Origin of the sequence: Streptomyces sp. NPDC048479, from assembly GCF_040651435.1 — a bacterium.
In the GTDB taxonomy this organism is placed as follows: Bacteria; Actinomycetota; Actinomycetes; order Streptomycetales; family Streptomycetaceae; genus Streptomyces.
Genome location: NZ_JBEZKA010000058.1, coordinates 1 through 22,016, shown reverse-complemented (window position 1 = coordinate 22,016; position 22,016 = coordinate 1). Strand labels below are relative to the sequence as shown.

Sequence of the window (22,016 nt, the reverse complement as noted above, 5' to 3'; positions counted from 1 at the left end):
TCCTGGGCCATCGCCGACAGGACGCCGTCGGGGCCGAGTTCGATGTACGTCGTGACCCCGGCGGTCTCCAGGGCGCGGATGCCGTCCAGGAAACGTACCGCCTCACGGACGTGCCGTACCCAGAAGTCCGCCGAGCTCATCTCATCCGTGACCACAGACCCGGTGAGGTTCGAGACGACCGGGATGCGAGGAGCCTCGTACGACAGGCCCTCGGCGACCTTGCGGAAGTCGGCAAGCATGCCGTCCATGTGCGGCGAGTGGAACGCGTGACTCACGGTCAGGCGCTTGGACTTGCGGCCGGTGAACGATTCGGCGATCGCGACCGCAGCGTCCTCGTCACCCGCGATGACCACGGCCTGGGGGCCGTTGATCGCGGCGATGCTCACCCGGTCGGTCAGCAGCGGCAGGACCTCGTCCTCCGACGCCTGGACGGCGATCATCACGCCACCGTCCGGCAGCGCCTGCATCAGACGACCACGCGCGGCGACCAGGGTGCACGCGTCATCGAGGGAGAACACGCCGGCCACATGGGCCGCGGCGATCTCACCGATGGAGTGACCGGCCAGGAAGTCAGGCTTCAGGCCCCACGACTCGACCAGCCGGAACAACGCCACCTCGACCGCGAAGAGAGCCGGCTGCGTGTACGCGGTCTCGTTCAGCAGATCACCCTCGGCCGCGAACAGCGCCTCCTTCAACGGGACTTCGAGGTCTATTCGGGCGCACACCGCGTCCAGGGCCCGCGCGAAGACGGGATACGTCTCGTACAGCTCCCGGCCCATGCCCAGGCGCTGACTGCCCTGACCGGTGAACAGGAACGCAAGCTTCCCGGCACTCGCTGTTCCAAGCGTCAGACCGGCCGCCGTGCCCTCCGACTCCACAGCAGCCAGAGACCGAAGCAGCTCCTCACGGTCACCCGCCACCACCACCGCACGATGGTCGAAGACCGCCCGCCGCGTAGCCAACGAATACGCCACATCAACACCCCCGGACCCAACCCCGGACCCAGGCGAAACCTCCACATGCGCCCTCAGACGCGCCGCCTGACCACGCAGCGCCTCCACCGACTTCGCCGACAACACAAACGGCACCACCGGCACAGCACCCCCACCGGACACAGCCGGCTCGATGGTGCGTACCGGAGCGTGCTCGCCCGGTGCCTGCTCGATGATCGTGTGGGCGTTCGTGCCGCTGATGCCGAAGGAGGAGACACCCGCTCGGCGCGGACGGCCCGTCTCCGGCCACGGCACGGACTCGGTGAGCAGCGAGACCGCACCGTCTTCCCAGTCCACGTGCGGGGTCGGCTCGTCGACGTGCAGGGTCTTCGGGAGCACACCGTGCCGGATGGCCATGATCATCTTGATGATGCCCGCGACACCGGCCGCCGCCTGCGTGTGGCCCATGTTCGACTTGATCGAGCCGAGCCACAGCGGCTGGTCCACCTCGCGCTCGCGGCCGTACGTGGCAAGGAGCGCCTGCGCCTCGATCGGGTCGCCCAGAGTGGTGCCGGTGCCGTGCGCCTCCACGACGTCGATCTGGTCACTGGTCAGCCGGGCCCCCGCGAGGGCCTGGCGGATGACCCGCTGCTGGGAGGGGCCGTTCGGGGCGGTCAGGCCGTTGCTCGCACCGTCCTGGTTGATCGCCGAGCCTCGCACGATCGCCAGGACCGGATGGCCCTTGGCCCGCGCGTCCGACAGCCGCTCGACCAGCAGCATTCCCGCACCTTCGGCCCAGCTGGTGCCGTCGGCCGCGGCCGCGAAGGACTTGATGCGGCCGTCGGCGGCCAGGCCGCGCTGGCGGCTGAACTCGGTGAAGGTACCCGGCGTCGACATGACGGTGACGCCGCCGGCCAGGGCCATCGTGCACTCGCCGTTGCGCAGCGCCTGGATCGCCCAGTGCAGGGCGACGAGCGAGGACGAGCAGGCCGTGTCGACCGTGACCGCCGGGCCCTCCAGGCCGAAGGCGTACGAGACGCGGCCGGAGGCGATGCTGCCGGAGTTTCCGGTGCCGAGGTAGCCCTCGACCCCGTCCGGAACGGAGGTGATCCGGGTCGCGTAGTCGTGGTACATGATGCCCGCGAAGACGCCGGTCCGGCTGCCGCGCAGGGCCGCCGGGTCGATGCCCGCCCGCTCGAACGCCTCCCACGAGGTTTCCAGCAGCAGCCGCTGCTGCGGGTCCATCGCGACCGCCTCACGCGGCGAGATCCCGAAGAACGCCGGGTCGAACCGGCCCGCGTCGTGCAGGAATCCGCCCGATCGGGTGTAGCTGGTGCCCTTGCCGTCCGGGTCCGGGTCGTACAGCGACTCCAGGTCCCATCCGCGGCCCTGCGGGAACTCCGAGATGGCGTCGCCGCCACCCACCACCAGGCGCCAGAGGTCCTCGGGGGTCTCGACTCCGCCGGGGTACCGGCAGCTCATGCCGACGATCGCGATCGGGTCGTCGTCCAGCGACGTACCGAGGCGCGCGGGCGCGGCCGTGGCCGTTTCCGTCGGCTCGTCCAGGCCCAGCACCTCGCTGCGCAGGAACTCCGCGAGCGCGTTCGGGGTCGGGTAGTCGAAGACGAGGGTGGCGGAGAGCCGTTCGCCGGTCGCGACGCCGAGGCGGTTGCGCAGTTCGACGGAGGTCAGGGAGTCGAAGCCGAGCTCCTTGAACGCCCGGTCCGCCGGTACCTCGTCGGTCGACGCATGGCCGAGTACGGCCGCCACCTCGGCCCGGACCAGGTCCAGCAGGGCCGCGTCCCGCTCGTCGGCGGACAGCCCGGCCAGCCGCGTGCGGAGCACGGACCCGCGTGCCGCACCGCCCGGCCCGGCGGCCCGGCGCACCGGCACGCGGACCAGACCGCGCAGCAGATCCGGAAGCATTCCGCTGCGGGCCTGGGCGCGCAGGGCGGCCAGGTCGAGCGGGAGGGGGACGAGCAGCGCGTCGGTGGTGCGCTGTGCCGCGTCGAAGAGGGCGAGACCGGTCTGCGGCTCAAGCGCGGTGATACCGCCGCGGTTGATGCGCTCGCGGTCGGACTCCGTCAGGTCACCGCCCATGCCGCCCACACCGGCCCAGAGACCCCAGGCGAGGGAAGTGGCAGCAAGGCCCTGCGCCGTACGGTGCTGAGCCAGAGCATCCAGGAACACATTCGCGGCCGCATAGTTCGCCTGACCGGCACCACCGAACACGCCGGCAGCCGAGGAGAACAGCACGAACGCCGACAGATCGAGGTCGCGGGTCAGCTCATGCAGGTTCCAGGCCGCATCCACCTTCGGACGCAACACCGACGACAGACGCTCCGGGGTGAGCGACGCGACCACACCGTCGTCCAGCACACCAGCCGTATGCACCACACCCGTCAACGGATACTCCGCCGGAATGCCATCCAGTACGGTCGCCAGAGCCTGCCGGTCGGCCACATCACACGCAGCCCACCTCACCTCCGCACCCAACTCGGCCAGCTCAGCCGTCAGTTCAACCGCACCCTCGGCAGCCTCACCACGACGACTCACCAGCAACAGACGCCGCGCACCACGCTCGACCACCAGATGACGGGCGAACAAACCACCCAACGTGCCACTCGCACCCGTCACCAACACCGTGCCGTCAACATCCAGCTCACGACCTGCACCATCAACGACCGCAGCACGCGCCAGCCTCGGCACGAGCAGAGCCTCTTCGCGTACCGCCAGCTCGGGCTCTCCGGAAGCGAGCGCAGCCGACAGCACCTCGCCGTTGCCGTCGACGTCGATCAGACCGAAGCGGCCCGGGTTCTCCGACTGCGCCGAGCGCACCAGACCCCGAACGGCGGCCTGCACCAGGCCCGGCACCGTGTCATCGGCACGCGCAGCCACCGCACCCCGCGTCAGGAACACCAGACGCGAGTCCACGAACCGCTCGTCCGCCAGCCACTCCTGCACCAGACCCAACGCACGCCCAACAGCCCCATGCACCGCACCCGCCACATCATCCGCAGCCGACTCCGGCTCCGACTCCGGCTCCACACACGGCACCACCAGCACCGCCGGAATCGCACCGCCCTCGGCAACAGCCGCACCCAGCGCAGCCAGGTTCGCATACACCTGCGAACCGGCACCCAGCATCATCCAGTCGTCCGCCGAACCGGCCGCGCCACCCGCAGGCAACGCGGTCCAGTCCACCCGGAACAGCGCGTCCCGTGTGACGTCCTGGGCCGTGCTCAGCTGCTCGCGGCTCACGGCGCGCAGCGCCAGACCGGCCACCGTGGCGACCGGCTCCCCAGCCGCGTCGGCAATGGTCAGGGACACCTCGCCGCTTCGGGCGGTGGTGAGGCGTACGCGCAGCGCGGAGGCGCCGACCGCGTGCAGGGACACACCGGACCAGGAGAACGGCAGCCGTCCTTCGCCGCCTCCGTTGTCCGTGTTTCCCAGGCCCAGCGCGTGCAGCGCCGCGTCGAGCAGGGCCGGGTGGAGGCCGAAGCGTCCGGCCTCGTCCTCGGTGCCGTCCGGCAGTCCGACCTCGGCGTAGTACTCGCCGTCGCGCCGCCAGGCGGCACGCAGGCCCTGGAAGACCGGACCGTAGCCGAATCCGGAGTCGGCGAGCCCCTCGTACAGCCCCTCCACCGGGACGGCCTCGGCGCCGGTGGGCGGCCACTCGGTGAGGCCCTGCGGAGCCGGTTCGGCCCCGACCGCGAGCACACCTGCGGCGTGGCGGGTCCAGGGCGTCTCGGCGTCCGCGTCCTCGCTCCGGGAGTGGAGCGCCAGGGCGCGTCGACCCGCGGGGTCGGCGGCGCCGACGGAGAGCCGCAGCTGTACGCCACCGTGCTCGGGCAGCACCAGCGGTGCTTCCAGCGTGAGTTCGTCGATCAGGTCGCAGCCGACCTGGTCGCCGGCGCGGAGCGCAAGCTCGACGAAGGCCGTGCCCGGAAGGAGTACGGAGCCCATGACCGCGTGGTCCGCGAGCCACGGGTGGGTGGCCAGCGACAGGCGACCGGTGAAGAGGAACCCGTCCGAGTCGGGCAGTTCGACCGCGGCGCCGAGCAGCGGGTGGTCCGTCGCACCGAGTCCGGCCGCTGCGACGTCGCCCTGCGAACGGCCTGCGTCCAACCAGTAGACCGAGCGCTGGAAGGCGTACGTCGGCAGGTCGACGCGCTGGGCCCCGGCCGGGACGTAGAACGCCTGCCAGTCGACGGGCACACCGCGGACGTGAGCGGCGGCGAGCGCCGAGAGCAGCGTCTCGGCTTCGTCGCGTCCCGCGCGCAGGACGGGCGCGAAGACCGCCTCCTCGCCGGTGATGCACTCCTGGGCGAGAGCGGACAGGACGCCGTCGGGGCCGAGTTCGATGTACGTCGTGACCTGGGCGGCTTCCAGGGCCCGGATGCCGTCCAGGAACCGGACTGCCTCACGGACGTGCCGAACCCAGAAGCCGGCGGAGCCCATCTCGTCGGAGACCAGGGCGCCCGTCAGATTCGACACGAGCGGGATGCGCGGAGACTCGTACGAGATGCCCTCGGCGACCGTACGGAACTCCTCCAACATGCCGTCCATGTGCGGCGAGTGGAACGCATGGCTCACCGACAGGCGCTTCGTCTTGCGGCCCTGAGCCTCGAAGGACTCAGCGATCGCAACCGCCACATCCTCGTCACCGGCGATGACCACCGACTGCGGACCATTGATCGCCGCAACGCTCACACGGTCGGTGAGCAGCGGAAGAACCTCGTCCTCGGATGCCTGGAGCGCGATCATCACGCCACCGGCCGGCAGCGCCTGCATCAACCGGCCACGAGCCGCCACCAACGTGCAGGCATCCTCCAGCGAGAACACACCCGCCACATGAGCCGCGGCAATCTCACCGATCGAATGCCCCGCCAGGAAATCGGGCTTCAGACCCCAGCTCTCCACCAGTCGGAACAACGCCACCTCTATGGCGAAGAGCGCAGGCTGCGTGAAGGCGGTCTCGTTCAGCGCATCTCCGTCCGAGCCGAACAGGAGGTCCTTCAAGGGCAGTTCGAGGTGCGAGCACACCGCGTCCAGCGCATCTGCGAAGACGGGATACGCCTCGTACAGCTCACGCCCCATCCCCAGCCGCTGACTCCCCTGCCCGGTGAACAGGAACGCCACCTTCTGGCCCACCGAGGACGACCCCTGGATCAGCCCTGCCGAGCCGCGTCCCTCGGCCAGCGCCGTCAGCCCTGCTCGGAAGCCGTCGCGGTTTGAGGCCACCACCGTCGCGCGGTGGTCGAAGAGAGCGCGCGTGGTCGCCAGCGAGTGGCCGGTGTCGGCGAGCACCGTCGAGGAGGAGTGGGACTCCAGGTGGGAGAGCAGTTGCCCGGCTTGGGCGCGCAGGGCGTCCGGGGTCCGGGCGGAGAGGTTCCACGGGAGGGCGGCCGGGGCCGGCTCCGGCCGGGTCGGCGCGGTGGCGTCGGCGTCCGGGGCGAGCTCGATGATGGCGTGCGCGTTGGTGCCGCTCATGCCGAACGAGGAGACGCCGGCGCGGCGCGGGCGGCCGGTCTCGGGCCAGGCCATCTGCTCGGTGAGCAGGGAGACCGCACCCGCCGACCAGTCCACGTGCGGTGACGGCTCGTCCACGTGCAGGGTCTTGGGCAGCACGCCGTGGTGCATCGCCTGAACCATCTTGATGATGCCCGCGACACCGGCAGCGGCCTGCGTGTGACCGAAGTTGGACTTGATGGAGCCCAGCCACAGCGGGCTGTCCTCGGGGCGGTCCTGGCCGTAGGTGGCGAGCAGCGCCTGGGCCTCGATCGGGTCGCCCAGCCGGGTGCCCGTGCCGTGCGCCTCGACGGCGTCCACCTCGGCGGCCGACAGGCCCGCGTTGGCGAGGGCCTGGCGGATGACCCGCTGCTGCGAGGGTCCGTTCGGGGCGGTGAGGCCGTTGCTGGCGCCGTCCTGGTTGACGGCGGTGCCGCGGACGACCGCGAGGACCTGGTGACCGTTCCTGCGGGCGTCCGACAGGCGCTCGACGAGCAGCATGCCGACGCCCTCGCCCCACGCCGTACCGTCGGCCGCAGCCGCGAACGGCTTGCAGCGGCCGTCGCTCGCGAGGCCACGCTGACGGCTGAACTCGGTGAAGACGTCGGGGGTGGTGATGATGGTGACGCCGCCCGCCAGGGCCAGCGAGCACTCGCCGTTGCGCAGTGCCTGTGCCGCGAGGTGCAGGGCGACGAGGGAGGACGAGCAGGCGGTGTCGACGGTGACGGCGGGGCCTTCGAAGCCGAAGGTGTAGGAGACGCGGCCGGAGGCGATGCTGCTGGAGCCTCCGGTGCCGAGGTAGCCCTCGACGCCTTCGGGGACGGTGTTCAGCCGGGACACGTAGTCGTTGTGCATCTGGCCGACGAAGACGCCGATCTGCTTGCCGCGCAGGCCCGTCGGGTCGATCCCGGCCCGCTCGAACGCCTCCCAGGACGTCTCCAGCAGCAGGCGCTGCTGCGGGTCCATGGCGAGGGCCTCGCGCGGGTTGATCCCGAAGAACGCCGGGTCGAAGTGGTGGGCGTCGTAGAAGAATCCGCCCTCCCTGGCGTAGGAGGTGCCGGGGCTGTCGGGGTCGGGGTCGTACAGCGCCTCGGTGTCCCAGCCGCGGTCGTCCGGGAGGTGGGATATGCCGTCGCGTCCCTCGGCGAGCAGCTCCCACAGGTCCTCGGGAGTGCGGACGTCTCCGGGGAAGCGGCAGCTCATGGCGACGATGGCGATGGGGTCGTCGGCCTCGACGGCGGTGGCGGCGAGCCGCGGGAGGGCGGCTGCGGCCTCGGAGCCGAGGAGTTCGTCCAAGAGGTAGCCGGCGAGGACCGCGGGTGTGGGGTAGTCGAAGACGAGCGTGGCGGGCAGCCGGATACCGGCGGTCGCGCCGAGCCGGTTGCGGAACTCCACGGCGGTCAGCGAGTCGAAGCCGAGATCCTTGAACGCACGGGTGGGTTCGACGGCGTCGGGGGTGGCGTGGCCGAGTACGGCGGCCACCTGGTTGCGTACGAGGTCGAGGAGGAGCGGGTCGCGCTCGTTCTCGGGGAGCCGTACGAGCCGCTCCACCAGCGGGGTTCCGGTGCCGGCGGTGGTGGCCTCGACGGCCCTGCGGGCGGGGGCACGGACCAGGCCGCGCAGCAGGGCAGGGACCATGCTCGCGTCGGCCTGGCGCAGCGGCGCGAGGTCGAGCTGCATGGGGACGAGGAAGGCGTCGCCGGTGAGGCGGGCGGTGTCGAGCAGCGCCACGCCTTCCTCGGAGGAGAGGCCGAGGACTCCGGAGCGCGTCATCCGGTCCTTGTCGGCGGTGTCGAGCTCGCCGGTCATGCCGCTGGCCTCGGCCCACAGGCCCCAGGCCAGGGAGGTGGCGGCGAGTCCGTGGGCGTGCCGGTGGCGGGCGAGGGCGTCCAGGAAGACGTTCGCGGCCGCGTAGTTGGCCTGTCCGGCGCCGCCGAAGGTGCCGGCGGCGGAGGAGAACAGCACGAAGTCGGCCAGGTCGAGGTGGCGGGTCAGTTCGTGCAGGTTCCAGGCGGCGTCCACCTTCGGACGCAGGACCGTCGACAGGCGCTCGGGGGTGAGGGCGTCGACGACGCCGTCGTCGAGGACACCGGCGGTGTGGACGACGGCGGTCAGCGGGTGCTCGGACGGTACGGACTCGATGAGCGCGGCGAGCGCGTCACGGTCCGCGGCGTCGCAGGCGGCGACGGTGACGTCGGCGCCCAGCTCGCGCAGTTCGGCGGCGAGTTCGGCCGCGCCGGCGGCGGCCTCGCCGCGACGGCTGGTCAGCAGCAGGCGGCGGGCGCCGCGGGTGGTGACGGCGTGCCGGGCGACGAGCGCGCCGAGGGTGCCGGTGCCGCCGGTGATGAGGACGGTGCCCTGCGGGTTCCACTCGGCGGGCAGGGTGAGCACGATCTTGCCGACGTGGCGTGCCTGGCTGAGGTAGCGGAACGCCTCGGGGGCCTGCCTCAGGTCCCAGGCGGAGACCGGTACGGGACGCAGCGCGCCCGAGCGGAAGAGGGCGAGCAGTTCGGTGAGCATCTCCTGGATGCGGTCGAGGCCGGCCTCGGTCAGGTCGAACGCCTGGTAGCTGACGCCCGGGTGGGCGTCGGCGACGTCCTGCGGGGAGCGGACGTCGGTCTTGCCCATTTCGACGAAGCGTCCGCCGCGCGGGAGGAGCCGCAGGGAGGCGTCCACGAACTCCCTGGCCAGCGAGTCGAGTACGACGTCGACGCCGCGTGACTCGGTGGCCGTGCGGAAGGTCTCCTCGAAGTCGAGGGTGCGGGACGAGGCGATCCTGTCGTCGCCGAGGCCGAGTCCGCGCAGGGTGTCCCACTTGGCGGGACTGGCCGTCGCGTAGACGTCGGCGCCCCAGTGGCGGGCGAGCTGGACGGCGGCCATGCCGACGCCGCCGGCGGCCGCGTGCACGAGGAGGGACTCGCCGTCGCGCAGTCCGGCGAGGTCGTGGAGGGCGTAGTACGCCGTCATGAAGACGATGGGTACGGACGCGGCCTCGGCGAAGGTCCAGCCCTCGGGCATGGGGGCGATCATGCGGCGGTCGACGACGGTGAGCGGGCCGAACGCGCCGGGCAGCATGCCCATGACGCGGTCGCCGGGTGCGAGGTCGGTGACGCCGGGGCCGGTCTCCACGACGATGCCCGCGCCCTCGCTGCCCATGAGGCCCGGGTCGCCGGGGTACATGCCGAGGGCGTTGAGCACATCGCGGAAGTTGAGGCCGGCGGCGCGTACGGCGACGCGGACCTGGCCGGGCTCCAGGGGTGCTTCGGACTCCGGGCTGGGGACGAGCGTGAGGTTGTCGAGGGTTCCCTTGTCCTCGATGTCCATGCGCCAGGCGTTCTCGCCCGGGGGCGGGGTCAGTTGGGTGGCGGCGGGGACGCGTGCGAGGCGGGGGGCGTGGACTGTGCCGCGGCGGATCGCGAGCTGCGGCTCGCCGGTGGCGAGGGCCGCGGCGAGGGCGTCCGTGGAGGCCGGGGCGGCGTCGAGGTCGGCGAGGACGAACCGGTCGGGGTTCTCGGACTGGGCGGTGCGCACGAGTCCCCACACGGGAGCGTGGGTGAGGTCGGCGAGGTCCCAGTCGCTCTGGGTGGCGATCGCACCGCGGGTGACGAACACCAGGCGGGACGCGGCGAACCGGTCGTCGGCGAGCCATGCCTTGACGAGGCGGAGTGCCTCGTGGGTGGCCGTGTGGACGGCGTCGGCGGTGGTGGTGGCGGCGCCGGGGGTGTGGGGCAGCAGGACGTACGCGGGTGCCGGGGCGCCCGCGTCGAGTGCTTCGCCGAGGGCGTCCAGGCCGGTGTGCGCGCGGCCGGGCAGGGCGGTGTCGCCGTCCGTGCCGATGACGGCCCACTCGTCGGCGGTGCCGGGGGTGTTCGACGGCAGCGGCACGGTGGCCCAGTCGATCCGGAACAGCGACTCGTGGTGGGCGGAGCGTGCGCTGCCGAGCTGGTCGGCGGAGACGGGCCGCAGCATCAGGTGGTCGACGGCGGCGACGGGAGCGCCGGTGGTGTCGGCGAGCTGGAGGGAGAGGCTGTCCGGGCCGTCGGGGGTGAGGCGTACGCGCAGCGCGGAGGCGCCGACGGCGTGCAGGGACACACCGCGCCAGGAGAACGGCAGCCGGCCCTGCTGGTCCCCGTCGGGGGCCGGCTGGACGAAGGTGCCGTGCAGGGCCGCGTCGAGCAGCGCCGGGTGCAGGCCGAACCGGGCCGCCTCGGCCTGCCGGTCGTCGGGCAGGGCGACCTCGGCGTACACGTCGTCGCCGAGGAGCCAGGCGGCACGCAGCCCCTGGAAGACGGGACCGTAGGCGAAGCCGCCCCGGCCGAGGTGTTCGTACAGGCCGTCGACGCCGACGGCTTCGGCGCCCGGCGGCGGCCATGTGGTCAGGTCGAAGGCGGGTGCCTGCGCCCCGGTGGCGAGGACACCGCTCGCGTGGCGGGTCCACGGCTCGTCGGCGGGGGCGTCCGGGTCGCTGGAGTACAGGTCCAGGGTGCGCCGCCCGGACGGGTCGGGTGCGCCGACCACGATCTGGAGCCGTACCGCCGCCTGCGGGGCGAGGATCAGCGGTGCTTCGAGGGTGAGTTCCTCGACCAGGTCGCAGCCGGCCTGGTCTCCGGCGCGGATGGCGAGTTCGACGAACGCGGTGCCCGGCAGCAGCACGTTGCCCATGACGGCGTGGTCGGCCAGCCAGGGGTGGGTGTCGAGCGAGAGGCGGCCGGTGAAGAGGAATCCTTCGCCGTCGGCGAGGGCGACGGCGGCGCCGAGCAGCGGGTGGTGGGCCGCGCCCAGACCTGCCGATTCGACGTCGCCGACGTAGCCGGCCGGGGCTTCAAGCCAGAAACGCTCGCGCTGGAAGGCGTAGGTGGGCAGTTCGACGCGGCGGGCGCCGGTGCCGGCGAAGTACGCGGACCAGTCGAGCGGCACACCGCGGGTGTGGGCGGCGGCGACGGCGGCGGTCAGTGCCTCGGCCTCGCCCCGGTCGCGGCGCAGCACCGGTACGAAGACGGCGGCGTCGGCCGGGTCGGCGGCGTCGGTGAGGCAGTCGCGGCCGAGGCCGGACAGGACGCCCTGCGGGCCCAGTTCGAGGTAGGTGGTGACGTGCTCGGCCTCCAGGGTGCGGATGCCGTCGAGGAAGCGGACCGCTTCGCGGACGTGGGAGACCCAGTGCTCGGCGGTGCGCAGCTCGTCGCCGGCGATCGCTCCCGTGAGGTTCGTGACGACCGGGACGGTGGGCGCGCGGTACGTCAGGGACTCGGCGACCTCGCGGAAGGCGTCGAGCATGCCGTCCATCAGCGGCGAGTGGAAGGCGTGGCTGACGGTGAGCCGCTTGGTGCGCCGGCCGCGCCGGTCGAACTCGGCGGCGATCTCCAGCGCGAGGGTCTCCTCGCCGGAGATGACGACGGCGGAGGCGGAGTTGACGGCGGCGATGCCGATCCGGTCCTCGTGACCGGCCAGCAGCGGCAGAACCTCGTCCTCGGTGGCGGTCAGCGCGATCATCGCGCCGCCCTCGGGCAGTTCCTGCATGAGGCGGCCCCGGGCGGCGACCAGGGTGGCCGCGTCGGGCAGCGAGAGGACGCCCGCGACATGCGCGGCGGTGATCTCGCCGATGGAGTGCCCGGCGACGAAGTCGGGGCGTACGCCCCACGACTCGACGAGCCGGTACAGGGCGGTCTCCAGCGCGAACAGGGCGGGCTGCGTGTAGCCGGTCCGGTTCAGCAGGTCGCCGTCGTCGGTGAACAGCACGTCCTTGAGGGGCTGTTCGAGGTGCGGGTCCAGCTCGGCGCAGACCGCGTCCAGAGCGTCGGCGAAGGCGGGGTAGGTCTCGTACAGCTCGCGGCCCATGCCGGGGCGCTGGCTGCCCTGTCCGGTGAACAGGACGGCGGTCCTGCCGTCGGCGACGGTGTGCTGGACCAGCCGGGCACTGTCGTGGCCCTCGGCCAGGGCGGCGAGCCCGGCGAGGAGTCCCGCGCGGTCGTGTGCGACGACGGCGGCCCTGCGGTCCAGGGAGGTACGGGTGGTGGTGAGGGAGAGCGCCACATCGGCGGGGACGGCCTCGGGCCGCTCCGCGAGATGGCCGATGAGCCGGGCTGCCTGGGCGCGCAGCGCGGCAGGGGTCCGGCCGGAGAGGGCGAACGGCAGGGGTGTGCCCGCAGGGAGGCCGGCGCCTCCCGTGGCGGCGGGCTCCTCGGCGGGCGGCTGCTCGATGATGACGTGCGCGTTGGTGCCGCTGACGCCGAACGAGGAGATGCCCGCGCGGCGGGGGCGGCCCGCGTCGGGCCAGTCGGCGGCCTCGGTGAGCAGCGAGACCGCGCCCGCGGTCCAGTCGATGTGCGGGGACGGCTCGCCGATGTGCAGCGACGGCGGCATGACGCCGTGGCGCATGGCGAGCACCATCTTGATGATGCCCGCGGCGCCTGCTGCGGCCTGGGTGTGGCCGATGTTGGACTTGATGGAGCCGAGCCTCAGCGGCCGGTCGCCGGGGCGGCCCTGGCCGTAGGTGGCGAGGAGCGCCTGCGCCTCGATCGGGTCACCGAGAGTGGTGCCGGTGCCGTGGGCCTCCACGGCGTCGACGTCGGCGGTGGTGAGGCCCGCGTTGGCGAGGGCCTGGCGGATGACGCGCTGCTGCGAGGGGCCGTTGGGGGCGGTGAGGCCGTTGCTGGCGCCGTCCTGGTTGACGGCGGTGCCGCGGACGACGGCCAGGACCTGGTGGCCGTTCCTGCGGGCGTCCGAGAGCCGTTCGACGAGGAGCATGCCCGCGCCTTCGGCCCAGCCGGTGCCGTCGGCGTCGGCGGAGAAGGACTTGCAGCGGCCGTTGGTGGCGAGGCCGCGCTGGCGGCTGAAGTCGATGAAGGTGTCGGGTGTGGACATGACGGTGACGCCGCCCGCCAGGGCCATGTCGCACTCGCCGTTGCGCAGCGCCTGCGCCGCGAGATGCAGGGCCACCAGCGAGGACGAGCAGGCGGTGTCGACGGTGACCGCCGGGCCCTCGAGCCCGAAGGTGTACGAGATACGGCCGGAGGCGACACTGCCCGCCGTGCCGGTGCCGAGGTAGCCCTCCAGGCCCTCGGGGACGGCCGGGAGCCGGGTCAGGTAGTCGTGGTACATGACGCCGGCGAACACTCCGGTGCGGCTGCCGCGCACGGACGACGGGTCGATCCCGGCCCGCTCGAACGCCTCCCAGGAGGTCTCCAGGAGGAGCCGCTGGTGCGGGTCCATGGCGAGGGCTTCACGCGGGTTGATGCCGAAGAAGTCCGGGTCGAACTCGGCGGCGTCGTGCAGGAAGCCGCCTTCGCGGGTGTACGAGGTTCCGGCCCGGCCGGGATCGGAGTCGTACAGCGCGTCGAGGTTCCAGCCGCGGTCGGTGGGGAACGGCGAGATCGCGTCGACGGAGCCGGCGACGAGCTGCCACAGCTCCTCCGGGGTGGTGACGCCGCCGGGGTAGCGGCAGCTCATGCCGACGATGGCGATGGGCTCGTCGTCGACGGCGGTGACGGCCGCGACCGGGGCCGACTCCGCCTCGTCACCGAGGAGTTCGGTCCGCAGGAACGCGGCGAGCGCGTTCGGGGTCGGGTAGTCGAAGACGAGGGTGGCGGGCAGCCGCACGCCGGTGGCGGAGCCGAGGCGGTTGCGCAGCTCGACGGCGGTCAGCGAGTCGAAGCCGAGCTCCTTGAAGGCGCGGCCCGGGTCGACGGCTTCGGGGCCGGGGTAGCCGAGGACGGCGGCGACCTGGACGCGGACGGTGTCGAGCAGCAGGCGGTCGCGTTCGGCGGCGGTCAGCGGCAGCAGCCGCTCGGTGAGGCCGCCGGCCGGGGCGGCGTCCGAGGACTCGACGGCCCGGCGGGCGGGCGCGCGGACCAGGCCGCGCAGCAGCGCGGGGACCATGCTCGCGTCGGCCTGGCGCAGGGACGCCAGGTCGAGGTGCATGGGGACGGCGGTGGGGTCGCCGACGGCGCGGGCGGTGTCCAGCAGCGCCAGTCCCTCGGCGGACGACAGGGCGGCGACTCCGGCGCGGGAGATCCGCTCCAGGTCGGCGTCGGCGAGGTCTCCGGTCATGCCGCTGCGTTCGGCCCACAGGCCCCAGGCGAGGGCGGTGGCGGGCAGTCCTTCGGCGCGGCGTCGCTGGGCGAGCGCGTCGAGGAAGGTGTTGGCGGCGGCGTAGTTGGCCTGTCCGGGTCCGCCGAGGGTGCCGGCGGCGGCGGAGAACAGCACGAATGCCGCGAGGTCCAGGTCCCGGGTCAGTTCGTGCAGGTTCACGGCCGCGTCGACCTTGGCGGGCAGGACCGCGTCGATGCGCTCGGGGGTGAGCGCTTCGAGGATGCCGTCGTCGAGGACGCCCGCGGTGTGGACGACAGCGGTGAGCGCGTGCTCGGACGGTACGGACTCGATGAGCGCGGCGAGCGCGTCACGGTCGGCGGCGTCGCAGGCGGCCAGGGTCACCTCGGCGCCCAGCTCCCGCAGTTCGGCGAGGAGTCCGGCCGCGCCGGCGGCGGCCTCGCCGCGGCGGCTGGTCAGCAGCAGGCGGCGTACGCCGTGCTCGGCGACCAGGTGCCGGGCGACCAGGCCCCCGAGGGTGCCGGTGGCGCCGGTGACCAGGGCGGTGCCGTCGCGGTCGAGCGCGGGCGCCTCCTGGCCGGGGGCGGCGGCGACGCGGGCGAGCCGGGGCACGACCGCCCTGCCCTCGCGCAGGGCGAGCTGCGGCTCGGCCGTGGCGAGGGCGGCGGGCAGGGCGCGCAGGGACTCCGGGCGTCCGTCCAGGTCGAGCAGGACGAAACGGTCCGGGTGCTCGGACTGCGCGGAGCGCAGCAGTCCCCACAGCGGGGCGTGGGTCAGGTCGACGACATCGGATGCGGCGGTGGTGGCGACGGCGTCACGGGTGACGAACACCAGCCGGGAGTCGGCGAAGCGGTCGTCGGCGAGCCAGGCCTGGGCGAGCTCCAGGGCGTGGTGCAGCGCGCCCTGGACGGCGCCGGGCAGCTCGGCGTCGACGGGCGTCTGCGACGGGGCGCCGGACGCGGGGAAGGGGACGACGACGGCCTGCGGGACGGGGCCGCCCGCCTCCAGCGCCGCACCGAGGGCGGCGAGGTCGGCGTGGGCTGCGGCGGTGGGCAGAGCGGTGGCGAACTCCGTGCCCGCGCCGCCCAGCAGCGCCCACTGGCCCGCGGCGACGGTGATGGCGGCCGGAACGGGCACACCGGTCCACTCCACCCGGAACAGCGACTCGTGGAAGGCGGTGCGCGCGGCGTGCACCTGGTCCGGGGAGACGGGCCGCAGCAGCAGCGCGTCGACGGAGGCGACGGGCGCGCCCGTCTCGTCGGCGAGGGTCACCGACACGGTGTCGTTGCCCGCGGGCGCGAGCCGTACGCGCAGGGCGCGGGCGCCCACGGCCTGGAGCGCGACACCGCTCCAGGAGAACGGCAGCCTGCCGTGCTCGGTCTCCCCCAGGAGCGAGCCGACGCCGACGGCGTGCAGCGCGGCGTCCAGCAGCGCGGGGTGCAGCCCGAACAGGGCGGCCTCGGCGTGCGCCTGCTCGGGCAGACGGACCTCGGCGAACACCTCGTCGCCGCGCTGCCAGGCGGCCCCCAGGCCCTGGAAGACGGGACCGTAGGCGAACCCGGAGTCGGCGAGGTAGTCGTACAGACCTTCGACGTCGACCTCGGTGGCGCCCTTCGGCGGCCAGCTGGTGAGGTCGGCGAGGGGCTCGCGGCTGCCCTGGGCGGCGGGGGCCAGCTGGCCGGTCGCGTGCCGGGTCCAGGCGCCCTCGCCCCAGGTGTCGTCGGCGGCGTCCTCGGCCCGGGAGTGCAGGGTCAGTGAGCGGCGACCCTCGGCGTCGGGCGCGCCGACGGCGAGCTGGATCTGCACACCACCGTGCGGGGGCAGCACCAGGGGCGCCTCCAGGGTGAGTTCGTCCAGCAGGCCACAGCCGGTGTGGTCGCCCGCCTGGAGAGCCAGCTCGACGAAGGCGGTGCCGGGCAGCAGCACGGTGTCCATCACCGTGTGGTCGGCGAGCCAGGGGTGGGTGGCCAACGAGAGGCGGCCGGTGAACAGATGGCCGTCGCCGTCCGCCAGCGCGATGGCCGCGCCCAGCAGCGGGTGGTCGGCGGAGCCGATCCCGGCGGCGGTGACGTCGCCCGCCCAGGCGGTGGGCTGCTCGGGCCAGTACAGCTCGCGCTGGAAGGCGTACGTGGGCAGATCGAGACGGGTGGCTCCGCGCCCGGCGAAGACGGCCGGCCAGTCGACGGCGACGCCGTGGACATGGGCCTGGGCGACGGCCGTCGCGAACGCGGCCGTCTCGGGGCGGTCGCCGCGCAGTACAGGTACGAAGACGGCGTCCTGGCCGGTGACGCACTCCTGCGCCAGGGCGGTGAGCACTCCCCCGGGGCCCACCTCGACGAAGGTGGTGACGCCCTGCGCGGCGAGCCTGCGCACGCCGTCGAGGAAGCGGACGGCCTCGCGGACGTGGCGGACCCAGTAGTCGGCGGCGCAGATCTCCTCCGCGGTGACGGAGGCGCCGGTCAGGTTGGAGACCATGGGGATGACGGGCGGGGCGTACTCGACGGACTCGGCGACCTCGCGGAACGCGTCGAGCATGCCGTCCATCAGCGGCGAGTGGAAGGCGTGGCTGACCGTCAGCCGCTTGGTCCTGCGGCCCCGGGCGCGCAGTGTCTCGGCGAGCGCCGTGGCGGCGTCCTCCTCGCCCGAGACGACGACGGAACGGGGGCCGTTGACGGCGGCGATGCTCACCCGGCCGGTGAGCAGCGGCGCGACCTCGTCCTCGGTCGCCTCGACGGCGATCATCGCGCCGCCCGCGGGCAGCGCCTGCATCAGCCGGCCGCGGGCGGCAACGAGCTTGGCCGCGTCGGCGAGGGTGAGCACGCCGGAGACATGGGCGGCGGTGAGTTCTCCGATGGAGTGGCCGATGAGGAAGTCGGCGCCGACGCCCCACTGTTCGAGCTGCCGGTACAGGGCCACCTCGACGGCGAACAGGGCGGTCTGGGTGTAGGCGGTCTCGTCGAGCAGATCCGCCTCGGGAGTGCCCTCGGCGGCGAACAACACGTCGAACAGGGGCCGTTCGAGGTACTGGTCCAGTTCGGCGCGGACCTCGTCGAGGGCGCGGGCGAAGCCGGGATGCGTGGCGTACAGCTCACGTCCCATGCCCAGGCGCTGGCTGCCCTGGCCGGTGAAGAGGAAGGCGGTCTTGCCCTCGCCCACCGCGCCCAGGACCGGGCCGGCGGGCTGCTCGCCGTCGGCGAGGGCGGTGAGGTCGGCGAGCAGGCTCTCGCGGTCGCCGAACAGGACGGCCCTGCGGTCGAGCGAGGAGCGGCTGGTGGCGAGCGAGTAGCCGAGGTCGGTCAGGCTCGCGGTGTCGGCGGCGAGTTCGGGACGGGCGTGCAGGTGGGCGGCGAGACGCTCGGCCTGGGCGCGCAGGGCGGCGTCGCTCTGGCCCGACACGAGCACCGGTACCGGACCGGTGGCGCCGGCCGGCGTCCCGGTCCCGGATTCGGTCGCGGAATCGGTGGCGGAATCGGTGGCGGATGCTGCCTCCGACGCCTCGGCCGTGGGCGCTGCGTCCGCTCCGGTCTCCCGCGCCTCATCGGCGGGCGGGGCCTGCTCGATGACGGTGTGCGCGTTGGTGCCGCTGACGCCGAAGGAGGAGATGCCGGCGCGGCGCGGCTGGCCGGTCTGCGGCCACGGCACGGCCTCGGTCAGCAGCTTGACGTCACCGGTGGCCCAGTCGACGTTGCCGGACGGCTGGTCGATGTGGAGCGACTCGGGCAGCACGCCGTGCTGCATGGCGAGGACCATCTTGATGATGCCCGCCACACCGGCGGCTGCCTGCGTGTGGCCGATGTTGGACTTGACGGAACCCAGCCACAGCGGGCGTCCGTCGGGGCGGTTCTGGCCGTACGTGGCGAGGATGGCCTGCGCCTCGATCGGGTCGCCGAGGGTCGTGCCGGTGCCGTGCGCCTCGACGACGTCGACCTGCGCGGGGGTGAGCCCGGCGTTGGTGAGGGCCTGGCGGATCACACGCTGCTGGGAAGGGCCGTTGGGGGCGGTCAGGCCGTTGCTCGCGCCGTCCTGGTTGATCGCCGAGCCCCGCACGATGGCAAGGACGGGGTGACCGTTCCTGCGCGCGTCGGAGAGCCGCTCGACGAGGAGCATGCCGACGCCCTCGCCCCAGCCGGTGCCGTCGGCTCCGTCGGCGAACGGCTTGCAGCGTCCGTCGGGTGCGAGCCCGCGCTGCCTGCTGAACTGCACGAACGCGCGCGGGCTCGACATGACGGTGACACCGCCCGCCAGCGCCAGCGAGCACTCGTCGTTGCGGAGCGCCTGTACGGCGAGGTGCAGGGCGACGAGCGAGGCCGAGCAGGCGGTGTCGACGGTGACGGCCGGGCCTTCGAGGCCGAAGGTGTACGACAGACGGCCGGAGACGACACTGGCCGCGTTTCCGGTGAGGAGATATCCCTCGACGCCCTTGGGTACTTCGCGCAGCAGCTCGGGATAGTCCTGGCCGTTGGTGCCGATGAAGACACCGGCCTTGCTGCCGCGCAGGGTCGCCGGGTCTATTCCGGCTCGTTCAAAGGTTTCCCAGGACGTTTCGAGGAGCAGGCGCTGCTGCGGGTCCATGCCGAGGGTTTCGCGCGGGCTGATCCCGAAGAATGCGGCGTCGAATTCGCCGACGCCGTCGAGGAATCCGCCCTCACGGGTGTACGAGGTGCCCTGCTGGTCGGGGTCGGCGTCGTACAGCGACTCGATGTCCCAGCCACGGTCGGTGGGGAAGTCGGTGATCGCGTCCCGCCCACCGGCCACCAGGTCCCACAGGCCCTCCGGCGACTCGATGCCGCCGGGGAACCTGCAGCTCATGCCGACGATCGCGATCGGCTCCGGCTCCTGGGCCTCGACCTCGCGAAGGCGCTGCCGCGTCTGATGCAGATCGGCCGTCACCCGCTTCAGGTAGCCGAGGATCTTGTCCTGATCTGCCATTGGAACCTCACCCATGCTTCTCGTCACAAACCCTTGCGCTGCTACTGCCTGCTGTCCGCTGTGCTAAATACCGAGTTCCTTCTCGATGAAGTCGAAGAGCTCGTCGGGCGTGGCCTCCTGGAGTTTCTCGGTCACGGCCTCGCCACTGGAATCGGTGTGCGGTTCACCCCATTTCGCCAGGAGAGCCTGCAGACGCAGCGCAATGTCGGTACGCGTTTCACTGTCCGGGTCGAGAACGGACAGAGCGGACTCCAGCTTTTCGAGTTCCGCGATGCCCGGGGCGGCCCCGGCACTGCCGTCCTGGGTGATCTCGGCCCGGAGGAACTCGGCCAGGACCGTCGGGGTCGGGTGGTCGAAGACGAGCGTGGCCGGGAGCCTCAGCCCAGTGGCGGCGTTGAGGCGGTTGCGCAGCTCCAGTGCGATCAGGGAGTCGAATCCGAGCTCCTTGAACGCACGGCCCGCGCCCACCTCGTCGGTCGTGGGGTGGCCCAGCGCGGTGGCCGCGTGGGAGCGGACCAGTTCGAGGACGGCCAGGGCCTGTTCGGCCTGCGGCATGACGGCGAGCCGCCGGCGCAGCGCCTCGGCCGGGGAGTCCCCACCCGCTTCGCCCGCTGCCGGAGCGGACTCGGCCAGCTGCCGCACCTCGGGCAGGTCTCCGAGGAACGGGCTGGGCCGTACGGCCGTGTAGCCGGGCGCGAACCGCTCCCACTGGATGTCGGCGACGGCGACGGCCGCCTCCGCGTGGTCGAGGGCCTGCTGCAGCGCGCGGATCGCCGAGCGGGGCGCCATGGCGGGCACCCCTCCGCGGTCGAGCCGCTCGCCGATCGCACCGCCCGCGGCGAGCCCGCTGTCGCCCCAGCGGCCCCAGGCCACGGAGGTCGCGGCCAGGCCGTCGGCGTGACGTTGCTCGGCGAGTGCGTCCAAGTAGGAGTTGGCGGCGGCGTAGTTGCCCTGTCCCGCGTCGCCGAGCGTGCCGGCGACACCGGAGAAGAGGACGAACGCCGACAGGTCGAGATCGCGGGTGAGCTCGTGCAGGGTGAGCGCCGCGTCCGCCTTGGGGGCGAGTACGGTCGCGAACCGCTCCGGAGTCAGCGCGTCGATGACCCCGTCGTCGAGGACACCGGCGGTGTGCACGACGGCGGTCAGGGGTTGGTCGGCGGGGACGGCGGCGATGAGGGCGGCGACGGCGTTCCGGTCGACCATGTCGCAGGCGGCGAGGGTGACCTGGGCGCCGAGCGCGGTGAGTTCGTCGCGGAGCTCGGCGGCTCCGGGTGCGTCGGGGCCGCGGCGGCTGGTGAGCAGCAGGTGCTCGGCGCCGTTCTCGGCGAGCCAGCGGGCCACATGCGCACCGAGCGCACCCGTACCGCCGGTGACGAGGGTGGTGCCTTGCGGACGCCATTCCCGCACCGCGGCAGTGTCCGCGAGGGGCGCGTGCGCCAGACGCCGGCCGAAGAGCCCGGAGGCGCGCACCGCCACCTGGTCCTCCGAGCCGTCACCGGCCAGAACACCCACGAGGCGCTCGAGCGTACGCTCGTCCGCCTGCTGCGGCAGGTCGACCAGACCGCCCCAACGGTCGGGGTACTCCAGGGCGACCGTGCGGCCGAAGCCCGAGACGAGCGCCTGCGCCGGGTCCTGGAGCCGCTCCGAACGGGCCACGGAGACAGCGCCGCGGGTGACGCACCACAGGGGTGCGGCCACATCGGCGTCACCGAGGGCCTGGACGATCGCGGCGGTGGTGAGGAGCCCCCTGTGCGCACGGAGCGCGACGCCTTCGGCGGCGAAGTCACCGTCGTCGGTGAGGGTGCCGTCGTCGGTGAGAGCGAGGAGGGACAGGACGCCGGTCGTTGCGGTCTCGCCCGTCGCGGCCTTCAGGGTGGCGGCGAGCCGGTCACGGTCGGCCGCGTCGCCGGAGACGGTCACGGTACGTACGTCGGCGCCGTGTTCGGCGAGCGTACGCAGGACGGCACCGGCCCAGTCGCCGCCGGGGTCGCCGGTCGGGGCGTCGGTCGGGGCGTCGGGGACGACGACCAGCCAGGTGCCGGACAGGCGCGAGGTCTTGGCCTCGGCCAGGGGCTTCCAGGTGACGCGGTAGCGCCAGCCGTCCACGGTCGAGTGCTCACGGCTCTGCCGACGCCACGAGGACAGCGCGGGCAGCAGCGCGGTCAGCGGCTCGTCGCCTTCGATGTCGAGTTCCGCGGTGAGTGCTTCGAGGTCTTCGCGTTCGACGGCTTCCCAGAACCGGGCGTCGATCGCGTTCTCCGCAGAAACCACGGCCGCCTCAACAGGCGCCGCCTCCGGCCAGAACCGCTGCGACTGGAAGGCGTAGGTGGGCAGATCCACACGCTGGGCACCCGTGCCCGCGAAGACCGCATCCCAGTCCACACTCACGCCCCGCACATACGCCTCACCCAAAGACAGCCAGAAACGCTCCAGACCGCCTTCGTTGCGGCGCAGGGAACCAAGAACAGCAGCCTCACGGCCCGCATCCTCGACCGTCTCCTGCATACCCACCGTCAACACCGGGTGAGGACTCGACTCGACGAACACCCCGAACCCCTGCTCCAGCAGCGTCCGCGTCGCCTGCTCCAACTCCACCGT

The 22,016-nt window shown here is 73.0% G+C and carries 2 protein-coding genes; both read right to left on the bottom strand.

Translation table 11 applies throughout. From position 1 onward, the window contains the following. Positions 1 to 19,418 (bottom strand): SDR family NAD(P)-dependent oxidoreductase (locus AB0D12_RS39570; RefSeq protein WP_362694461.1); only part of this gene is annotated, 19,418 nt, incomplete at its 3' end. A gap of 63 nt (positions 19,419 to 19,481) precedes the next feature. Next, on the bottom strand, positions 19,482 to 22,016 hold a 2,535-nt coding region (locus AB0D12_RS39565), incomplete at its 5' end, for an SDR family NAD(P)-dependent oxidoreductase (protein ID WP_362694458.1).